Here is a 14,453-nt window from a genome sequence, read left to right on the forward strand (position 1 = left end):
TTTGAAGATGTGTAAACTTCTCTATTTTTTATATAAAGCCCAATTGCTTTCTCCCTTAAAACTGTACAGATTAGCAGCTGCCCTTAATAGATACGGGATAAACCTAATGGCCCTCTTATACTTTGCAAACAGGACATATGCTCATAGGATTGCCCTGGTGGATGACCATGAAACATTAAATTATAAACAACTATTTATGCAATCGCTAAAGTTATCTACTGTTTTAAAAGAACGCTATCAGCTTAAAAGAGGTTATAAAGTAGGGCTTTTATGTAAAAACCATGCCTCCTTGGTAAAGTCCATTTTTGCTGTTTCCCTATTGGGAGCAGACATACACCTGCTCAATGCTGAAATGAGCAGTGGGCAGTTTAATAAACTGTTAGAGAGTATTGACTTTAATCTTCTTATATATGACGATGAGCTGGGTTCTTTAATTGAAGCTTCAGGCTATAGTAAGGATAAGATCATGACTTATCACAATACCCTACCAGCAGTAAACAACTTAATATATGCAGATGTTAATGAAAGCCTGAGAATTAAAAGGAATTCATCTAGTAGAATTGTACTGCTGACAGGTGGTACCACGGGAAATTACAAAACAGCGGCACATGAACCGTCTTTGTTTAATTTTTTAGATCCCCTTTTAGCTTTATGTACAAAACTAAAACTATTTGATTTAGTGATGAATACTTTGGACAGAGGCTTAAGGCATTTGTACTCCTAGAAAAAAATGCCGCTGTCACAAAAGAGGAACTTTTTGAATGGTTACGTCCCAGAGTTGCAAGATTTCAATTACCAAGGGATATAGTTTTTCTTGATAAAATGCCTTACACACCTCTAGGCAAACTTGATAAAAAGCAGCTTAAATAAACAAATGATTATTTACCGCAGAAAGACAGGACCATATATGGTATAATAATCTGGTTGAAATGTTGTACAGATGACCAGGAAAGGGATGAGTATATAGTGAATCAATTATTGCATATTTGGGAGTATGTAGTGGTTTTTATCATGGCTGCTACTCCCTGGATAGAAGTATTAGTGGTAATTCCTGTTGCAATAGCCAGTGGGTTGTCACCTTTTTGGGTTGTGATGGCTGCCTTTGTGGGGAATGTTATACCTGTTTGGATAATTATTGCTATTTATGAAAAATGGGAGATTTGGCAGTCTCAGCGTAAGTCTCGAAAAAGTGAGGGTGAAAAGGGTTCTTATGACAGCCAGGCAGAGGAACAGCCTAAAAAGATCTCAAAAAGAGGGAATCGTGCCCGAAAAATCTGGAATCGCTACGGTCTTCCTGGACTGGCCTTACTAGCCCCTGCCATAACAGGTATTCATTTAGCAGCTGTTATGGCATTAGCATTTAAAAGCCCAAAGCGATCAACAGCTATTTGGATGACAATTAGTCTGGCTGTCTGGTCTATAGGAATGGGCATAATATCTTTTTATGGGCTTTCCTTCTTCAAGGGTCAGGCTTGACAAATTGACAAAATTGCCAGCTACAGTCTCAATAAGTAATAGGTATACAATAAAGATTCCCCGGCATATCAAATGAATACATTCCTAAATTTATAATAATCTAATATGATGGTGGAAAAGGAGATGCTAAAACGTGATAAATAATGTAATAGAGAATGTAATAGTAAGAAGACCCTGCAAAAATTTTATTGAAGGTATTACCACATCAGGCCTGGGAAAACCAGATTATGAATTAGCCTTAAAGCAGCATGAAGGCTATATTGAGGCATTCAAAAAATGTGGCTGTAATGTTATGGTTCTCAATGCAGATGAAAGGTATCCAGATTCAACATTTGTTGAGGATGTAGCAATTGTAACAGAAAAATGTGCAATAATTACAAAACCAGGGGCAGACTCTAGAAGAGGAGAAGAACTTGAAATAGCTGATGCATTAAAGAACTTTTATGATAAGATAGAATACTTGACAGATGATGCCTGTCTTGATGGCGGCGATATTTTGCGAGTTGAAAACCATTTTTATATTGGATTATCTGCAAGAACGGACTCAGAGGGGGCAGGCCAGCTAACCAGAGTATTAAATAAATATGGTTATACCGCTTCTACAGTGCCTGTAAAACAGTTCCTACATTTGAAAACCGGTGTAGTTTATATAGGTAATAATACATTAGTTGCTGCAGGTGAATTTCTGGATAATGCGGTATTTAAGGATTTCAATATCATAAGGGTGGATGAAGATGAAGCTTATGCAGTAAACTGTATATTGGTAAATGGTTTTCTTCTGATACCTAAAGGCTTTAAAAAGACCAAAAAGGCTCTATTAGATTCAGGGTATGAGATTATTGAAGTTGAAATGTCAGAGTTTGAAAAAATGGATGGAGGGCTTACATGCCTTTCATTAAGAATACCGGGCATATAATTTAGAAACTTCTATCAGTAGGGTGGGGTTTGAACAGATCCAGGAGCCTAGCAACGCTAAGTTATCGGATAAGCATGGCAAATAAGTACATATATATAGGTATATAGGCCCTTTGAAATGGATAAATAATAACCACCTGTTGCATGATGAGCAGGTGGTTTAATTAATGACCTTATGATTTAACGGCCTAACAATAATAAGCTCATGGTAGGCAGGAAGGAAATAATAAGTACATTTACAATCATTATAAGGATAAAGGGTACAATAGCCTGAACAATTTTTTCAAACTTAATGCCTGCTATGTTGGAGGCCACAAAAAGATTAATGCCAACTGGAGGAGTAATAAATCCAATTGCTAAATTCACAATCATAATTATGCCGAAGTGAACCAGGTTAATGTCCATGGCAACAGCTATTGGGGCTAAAATGGGAGTTAGAATAATGATTGCAGCAGCAGTTTCCATAAAGACACCAACGATAAGCAGGATGAGATTAATAATCAGCAGGGCGACAATCCAGCTTTCAGTAAAATTGAGCATCAACTCAGTCAGCATGGCAGGAACCCTTTCCCTTGTCAATAAGTATCCAAAAATTGAAGCGCCTGCAATAATAAACATAATTACTGAAGTAGTTACAATGGAAGATGTGAAGATGTTAATTAGATCCTTCCACTTAATCTCACGATAAATAAATAATCCTACAATTAGTCCATAAACAACGGCTACTACTGCCGCTTCAGTAGGTGTAAAAATACCTCCGTAGATTCCTCCAAGAATTATTACCGGCATTAATAAAGCTAAAATAGCATCTTTAAAAGCTATTAGGAAATCATTAAAACCAAATATTTCGCCGCCGCCATAGCCTTTCATTAGTGATATGGAATAAACAAGTATAATTAAAGATAGAACAACAAATAAACCAGGAATAATTCCTGCCACAAATAGATCGCTAATTGATACGCTGGCAGTTACACCATATAAAATCAAGGGGACACTTGGTGGAATCATAATTCCTACTGTGCCACCTGCAGCCTGAATGGCTGTTGAAAAGTTTTTATCGTAGCCTTTTTTTACCATGGCGGGGATTAACAATGATCCCACTGCTGCAGTGGTGGCGGCTGCTGAGCCAGATATGGCTGCAAAAAATGCACAAGCAATAATTGAAACAATTGCAAGTCCACCTCTGATTCTACCAAAAACAACGTTTGCCAGATGAATTAAACGCCCTGAAATTCCTCCACTTTCCATGAGTTTGCCAGCTAAAATGAAAAAAGGTATAGCAAGCAAGGGAAAGGAGTCAACTGAGTTAAACATACGCTGCATCACAGCAATGAGAGGAACGTTATCTTGAATAATAATTACTATGGAGGCTGACAAGCCTAATGCTACAGCAATAGGAACGTTAATAATGAATAACACAACTAATAATAGGAATAATATCCAAATCATTTATCAACCCCTCCCTTATCAAACAGGGCTTTAATAGTTTCAGAAATTATATTAATAATTAAAATAATGCCGCTAAAAGGTATTACTGCATAGACTGCCCCCATGGGTATTTTAAGAACTGGTGAGAGTTGACTCATGGATCTAGTCATCATTGAATAGCCCTGTGTAATTAGAATAATGAAAAAGGCAATACTCACAAGTGTTGACAAAACAAGTGACATCTTATGCAAGCTGTCTGGTAATTTATTAACAAAAAACTCTACCCCTATATGAGCCTTTAAGGACATTGCATAGGCTGCACCGAGAAAGGTTAACCAAACGAGAATATAGCGAGCAAGCTCTTCTGTCCATGCAAGAGGTTGATTGAGAACAAAGCGAAACAAAACCTGAGAGAATACAGAAATAATTAATGCAATCATCAGTAAAAAAAGTATATACTTTAGTGATGTGTTAATAAAAATTATAAGTTTGCCCATGATTTGCCCCCTTTCTTTATGTTAAAAATAAACGGGGACAATAAACATCCCCGTTTATCCTATGTGCATTTTAATGCCGTTTTTATTGAGCTTCAAGTATGCTGTTAAGCAGCTCCTGGTTATTATATCTATTATAAACAGAAGCAATAGCAGTCCGGAACGGTTCTATATCAATATCTTCAAGAATTTCCATTCCCTGTGCACGAAGCCTGTTAAGTGATTCTTTTTCCATTTCAATAATTAATTCACGTTCATATGGGCCTGCTTTACGTCCCTCATCCAAAACTATTTCACGCAGATCTTCCGGCAGTTTGTCATATGTGGCTTGACTCATCATGTAGATGGCAACCGAGTAAACATGACCTGTTAGTGACATGTATTTTTGGTTGGCTTCAAATAAATTAAATTGATCGGCCACAATTGCTGGATTCTCTTGAGCATCCACTACTCGCTGTTGGAAAGCTGTTAAAGCTTCAGTCCAAGCCATTGGAGTTGGCTGGGCACCTAGTGCTTCAAAAGCTGCTATATGAATGTCATTTTCTTGAGTTCTAATTTTAATTCCCCTTAAATCATCAGGAGAGTGAATGGGACGAATACTATTAGTAATATGTCTAAACCCATTTTCACCCCAAGACATTCCTATAATTCCTTGATCCCCTAATTGAGCGAGCAAGCTATCTCCGATTTCACTTTCTAACACCTTAACTGCAGCTTCACGACTTGCAAATAAGAAGGGAAGGTCAAGTACTCCTAAATCAGGTACAAAGTTTGTAATAGGTGCAGTAGAAGATACAACCAAATCTACTGTTCCAAAAGTCAATGCTTCAGTTAACTCGCGTTCGGCCCCGATCTGACTAGCAGGAAAGGTCTCTATAATTACACGACCATTAGTACGCTCCTTAACATTTTCAGCCATTCGCTTGAAAGCTAATTCATATGGATGATTTTCAGGAAGAGAATGACCTGCCTGAAGAACATAAACCTTCTCATCATCTTGGTTTTTACTTGAGGTATCACCCCCACAGGCTGTAACAAAAGCCATAGCTCCTAACATAAGTAGTACTAATAAAACACTCAAAACACTGCTTTTTCTCATTTAGCAAAATCCTCCTAAACTTATTGATGTTGATTTTTCTCCTCATTAACTGACAACAAAATTAACAGAACACTTGACAACTATTAATAATGTCAAGAGAACGTCAAGTGTCTATTATTCGACATTAACTCATACATTCCTGCTAATAAATTTAAAAAGCAGAGTCCTTTATATGGCTTGCTGTTTGGATACGGGTAGCCAGGTAAATACCTGCGACAGCTAATACACCACCAACCATTTGATACCATTTTAAAGTTTCCCCAATGAAAGCAATAGCAAAAATAGTGGTAAATAAGGGGATTAGGCTTAGGAATATACCTGCTTTTCCAGGACCAATTAAACTAACAGCTTTATTCCAGGATAAAAAGGCAACTATTGATGCAAAAATACCCACATAGACAATAGCTGCTATGGAAGGCATGGACCATATAACCTTTTGTCCGGCAATAAACAGCTCCCATAAAGAAAAGGGCAGTAAAGTAAACATACCAATAACCATGGGAATTGCCAGGGAACTGTAAAGTGGAATTCGGCCACTATTATACTTGATGATAATTGAGTACACACCCCATAAAAGTACTGCAATAAAAACTATTAAATCTCCAACATTAAAAGATAAACTAATTAATACATCTAAAGAGCCCTTTGATAGTATTAGAAAAACTCCTGATATGGATAAAATCAGCCCAAGTAGTTGGTTGTACAGCAATGGCTCCTTTAAAAGAAAATATGAGAGTAAAAGTATGATTAACGGTGTAATTGTATTTACAAGTGAAGCGTTTATGGATGAGGTATAATGCAGACCAACATAAACTAATGTGTTAAAACCGGCTACCCCTGTAAGTCCCATTAATACTAAAGCCTTCCAGCATTTTTTGATCTCCTGCTTATTAGCACCTATTTCTTGCCAGGCTAGTGGCAAAAAAATTACTACAGCCACGACCCACCGTAAGAAAGCCAGTGTCAAAGGAGGTACCTGGCCTGAAATAGCCCTGCCAATAACAAAATTGCCACCCCAAAGCATTGTAGCTAAAACTAGCAAAAGATAAGGTAAAGTTTTACCTATTTTCATAAGAAACTCATCTCCTATGCTATACATTACAAGACATGTATTATCATTATATACCATTGGATTCATATGTTGAATACATAAAATTACCTCAAAAAATATTGACATAAAACTTCCCTTTTGATATATAAAGAATAGGCATTAGCACTCTGCCGGGGAGAGTGCTAAAAAAGCAGATGAATACCTTCCATAAACTATTATTGGCACTGCACATTAATTATTGAAAGGAGAGATAAAGCATGGCAGTAAAGGAATTTCAAGCAGAAGCAAAAAGGTTGTTGGATCTGATGATTAACTCTATTTATACCCATAAGGAAATTTTTTTGAGGGAACTAATTTCCAATGCTAGTGATGCAATTGATAAGATTTATTACAAAGCGTTAACCGATGATTCCGTTACCTTTAACAAAGATGATTATTATATAAAAGTGGCAGTTGATAAAGATAATCGCCTTTTAAAGGTTTCCGATACTGGTATTGGAATGACAAAGGAGGAGTTTGAGGAGAATTTAGGGGTTATTGCAAAAAGTGGATCTCTATCATTTAAAAAAGAAAATGAAATCAAAGATGGTTATGACATCATAGGGCAGTTTGGAGTTGGATTTTATTCAGCATTTATGGTATCTGATGTAGTCACTGTCATCAGCAAAGCATTTGGCAGCCATGAAGCCTATAAGTGGGAATCCAAGGGTGCAGAGGGGTATACCATTGAGCCTTATGTAAGGGAAGTAACCGGCACAGAGGTTATACTTAAAATCAAAGAGAATACTGAGGATGAAAACTTTGAAAGGTTTTTGGATGAATATGAATTAAAATCCATTATAAAAAAGTACTCAGATTTTATACGTTATCCAATTAAAATGGATATTACCAGGAAAAGACCTAAGGAAAATAACAAAGAGGAATTTGAGGAATACACAGAGGAACAAATTGTTAATAGTATGGTACCAATCTGGAAAAAGAATAAAAATGAACTAAGCAAAGAGGATTATGAAAGCTTCTATTTTGAAAAAAGGTATGGATTTGATAAACCAGTAAAGCATATTCATATAAGTGCTGAAGGTACTATAAGCTATAAAGCTGTTCTATTTATACCAGAAAAAATACCCTTTGATTATTATACAAAAGAATATGAAAAAGGCCTGGAGTTATATTCAAATGGTGTTTTAATAATGAACAGGTGTGCTGACCTTCTACCAGACTACTTTAGCTTTGTAAAGGGAATGGTGGATTCTGAGGATTTATCTCTTAACATATCAAGAGAAATGCTCCAACATGATAGGCAGCTAAAATTAATTGCAAAAAACATAAAAGCAAAAATAAAAAGTGAGCTGGAAAATCTGCTTAAAAATGAAAGAGAGAAGTATGAGGAATTCTATAAATCCTTTGGCAGGCAGTTAAAATATGGAATATATAGTGACTTTGGAATGAATAAGGATGTTTTGCAAGACCTGCTAATGTTCTATTCTTCAAAAGAAAAAAAGCTAGTCACTTTAGATGAGTATGTGTCTAGAATGCCAGAAGAACAGAAATATATTTATTATGCGTCTGGGGAATCCATTGAAAAAATAGAGAAAATGCCTCAAACAGAGCTGGTTGCTGATAAGGGCTATGAAATACTATACTTTACAGATGATATTGACGAATTTGCAGTTAGAATTCTTATTAATTATAAAGATAAGGAATTCAAATCTGTATCCAGTGGTGACCTGGGTATAGAAACAGATGAAACCAAAGACGCTTCTGACACAGATAATAATAAAAAAGAAATGTTTGAGCAAATGAAGAGCATATTATCTGACAAGGTTAAGGATGTCAGAGCATCAAAAAGACTAAAAACTCATCCTGTCTGTTTAGCAAACGAGGGCGAGGTTACCATTGAAATGGAAAAAATCTTAAAGTCAATACCTAACAATCCAGAAATAAAAGCAGACAAAATTTTAGAGATCAATATAAATCATGATGTGTTTAAAGCACTGCAGGGAACGTATGAAACTGATAAAGATAAGTTTAAGCTATATACTAATGTGCTTTATAACCAAGCATTACTTATTGAAGGTTTACCAATCGAAGATCCAATAGAATTTACAAACAATATTTGTAAAATTATGCAAGAATAAATCTCCTTGACTCTCCTCTTAGGGGAGGATTTAAATTGAAATCATAATCAAAAAATAAATATGCTAATGAGGATAATTAAAAATCACTCCTGGATGGGGTGATTTTTTTAACAAGAATTCTGTATACAAGTATAATAACTATTTACAGATAGAGGATTTCCTTTTATAGTATAGATATTTATAATCACTTATGAATAGTATATACACAAGGTCATTTGTTATTTTTCTAAAATCATACTTACGTAAGTATATTTTTCTGAGCTTTTGGAGTACCATAGATTTAAAGCATATGGAAAATCTTACAGATACCAGGAAGGGTATAGTGTGGGAGTTGTGCCTTGTAAAGCTTTAATTGTAATTGATAATACAGGAGGTAATTAAATGGAAAGAGAAATTAAAAAAGTGTTGGTTGCAAACCGGGGTGTGCCAGCAGTAAGAATCATGCATACCTGCCGTGATCTCAAAATAAAAACTACTGCTGTTTACAGTACACCTGATAGACTATCGCAGCATGTGCATATGGCTGATTCGGCAGTTCATATTGGTGATGCTCCACCAGGTGATTCATATTTAAATATTGATAGAATAATAGATGCTGCACTAAAGACTGGCTCAGATGCGGTACACCCAGGCTGGGGTTTTCTTGCTGAAAATGACGTCTTTGCAAAGCGAGTAATGGATGCGGGCTTAACCTGGATTGGCCCACCAGCTGATGTAATTAGAGCCATGGGAGATAAAATTGAATCTAAGAAAATCGCTGCATCAGTAGGCATACCTGTTATTCCCGGAGCTGATGACCTTACAACTGTTGAGGAAATAATTCAATGGATGGAAAGAGAGAAGGTTGAATTTCCCATTATGATAAAGGCTTCTGCCGGTGGCGGAGGGAAGGGAATGCTAAAGGTTGAGAACCATGAGCAGATTGGGACAGCTCTTTCACAGGTCCGCTCTGAGGCCATGAAGTCCTTTGGGGATGATAGGGTTCTAGTAGAAAAATACATTGAGCGGGGACGTCATATTGAGGTGCAAATTGTGGCTGATGAATATGGTAATGTAGTACATCTATATGAGCGTGAATGCACCATTCAGCGCCGCAACCAAAAGATTATTGAAGAGACCCCATCTCCGTCATTAGACACTGGATTAAGAAGGGAATTTTGTAACGCTGCGGTTAGACTCATGCAAAAAATTGGATATGTATCTGCAGGCACTGTTGAATTCTTATTTGACGCACCAAACAGGAAGTTTTACTTTTTAGAAGTAAATACAAGACTTCAAGTGGAGCACGGCATCACCGAGCTTACAACTGGTTTAGACATTGTAGGCATCATGATAGACGTAGCTCAGAAAAAACCCTTGCCATTTATGCAGCAGGACATAGTTCCAAATAGGTGGTCATTAGAAGTCCGATTAAATGCCGAAGATCCTCGCCAGTTTAGCCCATCCTTTGGCACTATTACACGACTGCATTCACCCCAGGGGCCGGCGGTTAGAATATCGCCAGGCGTTTATGAAGGAGCAGAGATACCACCATATTATGACTCCTTGGTTATGCTTATTATGGCTACTGGTGCTGATCGTAGGGATGCCATAAGGGTTATGGATAGAGCTATCAGTAAAAACCTTAGGGTTGAAGGGGTTAAGACACTGGCACCACTGCTTTTAAGTATAATAAGGCATCCTAAATTTATTGAAGGTGAATTCTCTACACGTTTTATAGAAGAACATATGGAGGAGCTTGTCTCCAAATTTATTGAAAAAGATAGTGAAGACGAAATGCTTAAAGTGGCCAGATATGTAGCTGAAGTATCAGCATTAGGCACTCCAAAATGGATATGAGGTGTGACATGATGAAGGATTATATTTTTGTTGAACCAGGAATGACACCCAAGCAGATTGTCAATGGAATTAGGTCTTTAGATGGTGTTTGTTTGACCTCAACTTCTATGAGAGACGCTGGGCAATCAGACTATAAAAATAGACATCGCAGCTATGACCTAAATACCCTTGCACCCTATTATAACAGGATGGGCTTGTTAAGTGTGGAATGCCATGGAGGGGCAAGGTGGCATGTTGGGATAATGAACAGAAGAGAAAGCCCCTTTGAAGAAATAGACCAACTAAGGAAAAAGATGCCGAGGGTGCTCCTTCAAACACTAATAAGAGAAACCAACCTATGGGGTTACAGACCCTACCCACCAAACATTATAAAATATGTTGCTGCTAATGTGGATATTGATGTATGGAGATGTTTTTCCTTTCTTAATGACGTTCGAAATATGCGAACACTGGCAGAGGAAGTTATAAAAAGAGGCAGGCTGTTTGAGCCAACCATATGCTTTACCCAATCAGATTGGGCTACAAACAGCTACTATCTTAAAGTAGTAGATGATATTGTTGCACTCTGTGCAGGTACTGACGAGATTATTTTATGTATTAAGGATATGGCCGGGGTTGGCAGTCCGCAGCGGATAAGCAGTTTAATCGATACCATTAAACAAAAGTATCCTGATCTGGTAATACAATATCATAGACATACAACTGATGGTTTGGCAGTTCCTGCATTAGTAGCAGCGGCTCAAGCTGGAGCAAAGGCTCTTGATGTTCAAGAGGATTCATTAACCCGTTTTTATGGGCAGCCACCAATTTTAGCAGTTAGAGCATTATTAGAGGAAGCAGGAGTCCCAGTAAACCTTAATTTAGAAGCGGCCCAGGCAGCAGTCCACAAGGTACGAGATTGGATTGGTGAATATAATTGGGCAGAATCACCTTTTAAGGGCCTTGATTATACTGTAGTTGACCACAAAATGCCGGGGGGTGCATTTCCTAGTTCTTTTGAGCAGGCTGGGAAAGGCGGATTTCTCCATCTCATGCCGGAAATTTTAAACATGATGTCTTTATATAATAAAATTATAAAGTACATGGATGTTACACCTGGTTCCCAAATAACCTGGGTAACCTGCAGCGGCATTATTAATAAATATGAAAAGGAAAAGGGTGAAGCTGGAGTTAAGCATATTATTCAGCTTGTTACAAAGTTTATAGAAGAAAAGAACCAAGATATTAATGCCATGAATAAACAAGAACAGGAGGAGCTTTATCAGCTTTTCAGACAAACCACAGGTGACTTTAAGAATCTTATCCTTGGCAAATATGGTAAATTACCAGTAGGATGGCCTGCTGATTGGGTTTATAAGAGTACCTTTGGTGATGAGTGGCAGGAGCATATTCAAAGCCGCAGTGAGCTTTCTCCCTTGGATTTAATGGAAGATGAAGATTTGGAAAAAATTAAAAAAGAGCTGGCTGCTGCGCTGGGCAGAAGCCCTGATGAAGAAGAATTTATTCTATATCTCATGCATCCTAAAGATACCTTGGATTTCATTCAATTCAGAGAAAAATATGGGGAGGCTCCCTTGGTACTGCCAACAGCTGTGTGGCGGGAAGGTTTACTAAAGCCTGGCTGCAAAGTAGAATTTGATTTTTGGGGAAAACCCTGCACTATAGAGCTAGTTTCTGTAGGCAGCGAACATGAAGGGTATATCCATGTTGTGATGAGGGTAAATAATCAGACCAGAGTATATTCCATTAAGACTCCAAGGGCAAAGGTTGTGGAAATAAGGATGGCTAAGGGTCCTGAGGAGGTTGGGGCACCATTAAATGGCAACCTTTGGCGGATCGGTAATCCCAAGAGGGGCACCCTAAAAGTCGGTGACTTAGTACATCAGGGAGAAGAAATAGCTAATATTGAAGCCATGAAGATGGAAAACTCTGTAAAGGCTCCTTTTGATGGGCAATTGATTGAAATTCATGGAAAGCTTAATGATATTGTTAAAGAAGGACAGCTGCTGTTTGTTATTGGAAAAGCGAATAAAGAAGTAAATAAAGAAATGCTAGAGCTTAGTACTACCTAAGTACAATAGGGCACCGTTTTTCAGCTTGATACGGTGCTCTTTTCGTTTTAATGGTTTAAAATCGGTATTTATCCATGCTTTTAATAATTTTAGGTCCAATTCTTAAAGCCCAGTTAGAAGCATTTTTGTCAATTTTGCAATCTTGAAAGGCTCTAATTAATAATGCAATTAATTGTAATAAGGCTGATTTTTGCTCGTAGGATATAATCTTTTTATCATAGAGCAATCCAAGTAAACTATCTAGATTATTATGCTGTGCAGGAATGTGATGGATTTCAGCAACTGATTTTAGAGTCTTTTCAACTTCAAAAAATAGACAAGCTAAAGCTATGCGAGGATTTTCATATGCAGCATTTTCCGAAAAAAATATCATATCTGATTTGTGTTCAGCTTCTTCAAGAAGTCCAGCTCGAGCCATGTTAACTTCAATGTCTTTTAAAGCTTTTAAATCTATCTTTGTCCCTCCAGGCAGCTCCACACTTTTAATTAGATGGGTAATCCATGGAGCAATAGCTAATAGTATTAACACTATTGCAATGGTATCCAGCTCAAACTCAGGATGAAAAAGGTGCATACTCGTAAGAAACATTGCTAGTGTAGACAAAAAGACTTTATAAAGCATAAATTTCTACCACCAAGTCATAATACCGTTTGCTTTTATATACGCCATAGCAATATTTCATATTCATCTTATTTTACTAACCCATGAAAGTCCGGATGTTCTATAGTTTCTTCATCTAAACCTGCTGCAATTAGAGTATATAGGCAATTTTGAAGTGAAAAAATTCAAAGCTTTTTCCTCTGGGCTTACAAGACAATAGTGCTGCACTTGGTTCTTTGGTAAATATCCAACTTTTGCAATCTATCCTTGCGCTTAGTAGAAGGTGAGAGAATTTACACTATTCTATTTAAATTATATTATTCTATCAACTATAATCAACTATAGGCAATTAAAAAAACCATTTCGACACCAGCATTTGGAACATTTTGGGCTGTCCTGCGTCAAATAGCTAAGTAAAAATATTTATTTAGGTGAGGAGATTATGCAAATGAAAACCAGGTTTTTAGTTTGTTTAATAATTATTATGCTTGTCCTAACTGGCTGTTCCAAGCCGACACCAACACCTATATCTGAACCAGTACCCTCACAACCACTTGGCCAAGCAGATGACTTGAGAAAATATCTTCCTAATTCTGCACTCATTAAGGTTTTCACCGGTGGTTTCGAGAATTCAGGTTTAATTTTATGGAGCTTTACTTTGGATTGAAGGAAAAAAAGCTGTTTGGTATAATTAGGATAAATAGGTCAAAGAAAGAGATAGAGGAGGTTTTGTATGAAAAAGGACAAAACTGCGAAATCCCATGACTTTATTAGAGAACAACCCGTGACCTACGAGGATTATGCGAATATGCCAGACGAAGGAATCCGCTATGAAATAAACAATGGACAGCTAGAGGCCATGACACCGAGTCCAAATGCTATACATCAGTTTGTCGTCCAACAAATCGAGTACCGTATGATGCAGAATTGTTCACAGGATTTTATTGTATTATCGGCTCCAATTGACCTGATACTATCGGAGACAGAGGTGCGTCAGCCGGATCTAGTAATGATCCACCGTAATAGGCTTTCAATTATCACCAAACGTGGTATTGAAGGACCACCTGACCTAATAGTTGAAGTTCTTTCACCCTTTTCGGCCAAGCGCGATCGGCAGCAAAAAATAATCACCTATGCAAAATACCATATTCCAGAATACTGGATTGTAGATGTCAATAATGAGCTCATTGAACAATACCTCTTGACTAATGGGCAGTATGAGCTATTTGAGATATATAAGCAAAACGAACCAGTTCATTCGGGGCAAATTACCTGTATTTCTTTTACAATGAACGGGATTATGAGTAGTATTCCTGAACTGCCAAATTTCTAGGCCAAAC

13 protein-coding genes and 1 pseudogene are annotated in these 14,453 nt (G+C 37.2%); 9 read left to right on the forward strand and 5 right to left on the reverse strand.

All coding sequences use genetic code 11. From position 1 onward, the window contains the following. The first annotated feature begins 7 nt into the window (after nt 1–7). The 4 genes and pseudogenes from K364_RS0112095 to K364_RS0112105 all read left to right on the forward strand — a co-directional run bounded on the left by K364_RS0112095 (nt 8) and on the right by K364_RS0112105 (nt 2,392). On the forward strand, nt 8–724 hold the full coding sequence (locus K364_RS0112095) for an AMP-binding protein (protein WP_242841709.1): 717 nt from the start codon (nt 8–10) through the stop codon (nt 722–724). A gap of 14 nt (nt 725–738) precedes the next feature. Further along, a pseudogene (locus tag K364_RS27935) lies at nt 739–870 on the forward strand (hypothetical protein); the annotation flags it as partial. Between the two features lie 96 nt (nt 871–966). Next, nucleotides 967–1,476: a small multi-drug export protein gene (locus tag K364_RS0112100; RefSeq protein ID WP_051534033.1), complete on the forward strand. Its 510-nt coding sequence runs from the start codon at nt 967–969 to the stop codon at nt 1,474–1,476. Between the two features lie 133 nt (nt 1,477–1,609). Next, complete coding sequence (locus K364_RS0112105; RefSeq protein ID WP_028308235.1) at nt 1,610–2,392, forward strand: dimethylarginine dimethylaminohydrolase family protein; 783 nt, start codon at nt 1,610–1,612, stop codon at nt 2,390–2,392. A gap of 179 nt (nt 2,393–2,571) precedes the next feature. Here the strand turns inward: K364_RS0112105 and K364_RS0112110 are convergent, their stop codons facing one another. From K364_RS0112110 to K364_RS0112125, 4 genes are all read right to left on the reverse strand, one after another. Further along, nucleotides 2,572–3,840, reverse strand: coding sequence for a TRAP transporter large permease (locus K364_RS0112110; protein ID WP_028308236.1), 1,269 nt, complete (start codon nt 3,838–3,840; stop codon nt 2,572–2,574). After that, a complete protein-coding gene (locus K364_RS0112115; RefSeq protein WP_028308237.1) occupies nt 3,837–4,316 on the reverse strand; it encodes a TRAP transporter small permease in 480 nt (159 codons plus the stop codon). The genes K364_RS0112110 and K364_RS0112115 overlap by 4 nt, the downstream gene beginning before the upstream one ends. Before the next feature lie 82 nt (nt 4,317–4,398). Continuing rightward, nucleotides 4,399–5,412 (reverse strand): TRAP transporter substrate-binding protein, encoded by a 1,014-nt coding sequence (locus K364_RS0112120; protein WP_028308238.1) that lies wholly within the window; start codon nt 5,410–5,412, stop codon nt 4,399–4,401. 151 nt (nt 5,413–5,563) lie between these two features. Further along, on the reverse strand, nt 5,564–6,484 hold the full coding sequence (locus tag K364_RS0112125) for a DMT family transporter (RefSeq protein ID WP_028308239.1): 921 nt from the start codon (nt 6,482–6,484) through the stop codon (nt 5,564–5,566). Nucleotides 6,485–6,720: 236 nt separating this feature from the next. On the opposite strand from K364_RS0112125, the gene htpG reads away from it, so the two are divergent. From htpG to K364_RS23940, 3 genes are all read left to right on the forward strand, one after another. Next, on the forward strand, nt 6,721–8,601 hold the full coding sequence (gene htpG / locus K364_RS0112130) for a molecular chaperone HtpG (protein ID WP_028308240.1): 1,881 nt from the start codon (nt 6,721–6,723) through the stop codon (nt 8,599–8,601). 381 nt (nt 8,602–8,982) lie between these two features. Continuing rightward, nucleotides 8,983–10,440, forward strand: coding sequence for an acetyl-CoA carboxylase biotin carboxylase subunit (locus K364_RS0112135; protein WP_028308241.1), 1,458 nt, complete (start codon nt 8,983–8,985; stop codon nt 10,438–10,440). 11 nt (nt 10,441–10,451) lie between these two features. Further along, on the forward strand, nt 10,452–12,512 hold the full coding sequence (locus K364_RS23940; protein ID WP_051534034.1) for a biotin/lipoyl-containing protein: 2,061 nt from the start codon (nt 10,452–10,454) through the stop codon (nt 12,510–12,512). 55 nt (nt 12,513–12,567) lie between these two features. Here K364_RS23940 and K364_RS0112145 read toward each other — a convergent pair whose 3' ends face one another. Next, entirely contained in the window at nt 12,568–13,134 is a 567-nt protein-coding gene (locus K364_RS0112145; protein WP_028308242.1) for a hypothetical protein, read from the reverse strand. A 427-nt stretch (nt 13,135–13,561) separates the two neighbouring features. Here K364_RS0112145 and K364_RS0112150 point away from each other — a divergent pair, with 427 nt between their 5' ends. Both K364_RS0112150 and K364_RS0112155 read left to right on the forward strand, forming a co-directional pair. Beyond that, nucleotides 13,562–13,780, forward strand: a complete 219-nt coding sequence (locus K364_RS0112150; protein WP_028308243.1) for a hypothetical protein — start codon at nt 13,562–13,564, stop codon at nt 13,778–13,780. 66 nt (nt 13,781–13,846) lie between these two features. After that, the gene (locus tag K364_RS0112155) at nt 13,847–14,446 is read left to right on the forward strand and encodes a Uma2 family endonuclease (protein ID WP_028308244.1); all 600 of its coding nucleotides are present in this window, start codon (nt 13,847–13,849) and stop codon (nt 14,444–14,446) included. The last annotated feature ends 7 nt before the right edge of the window (nt 14,447–14,453 follow it).

It is taken from the genome of Desulfitibacter alkalitolerans DSM 16504 (assembly GCF_000620305.1).
Lineage (GTDB): Bacteria > Bacillota > DSM-16504 > Desulfitibacterales > Desulfitibacteraceae > Desulfitibacter > Desulfitibacter alkalitolerans.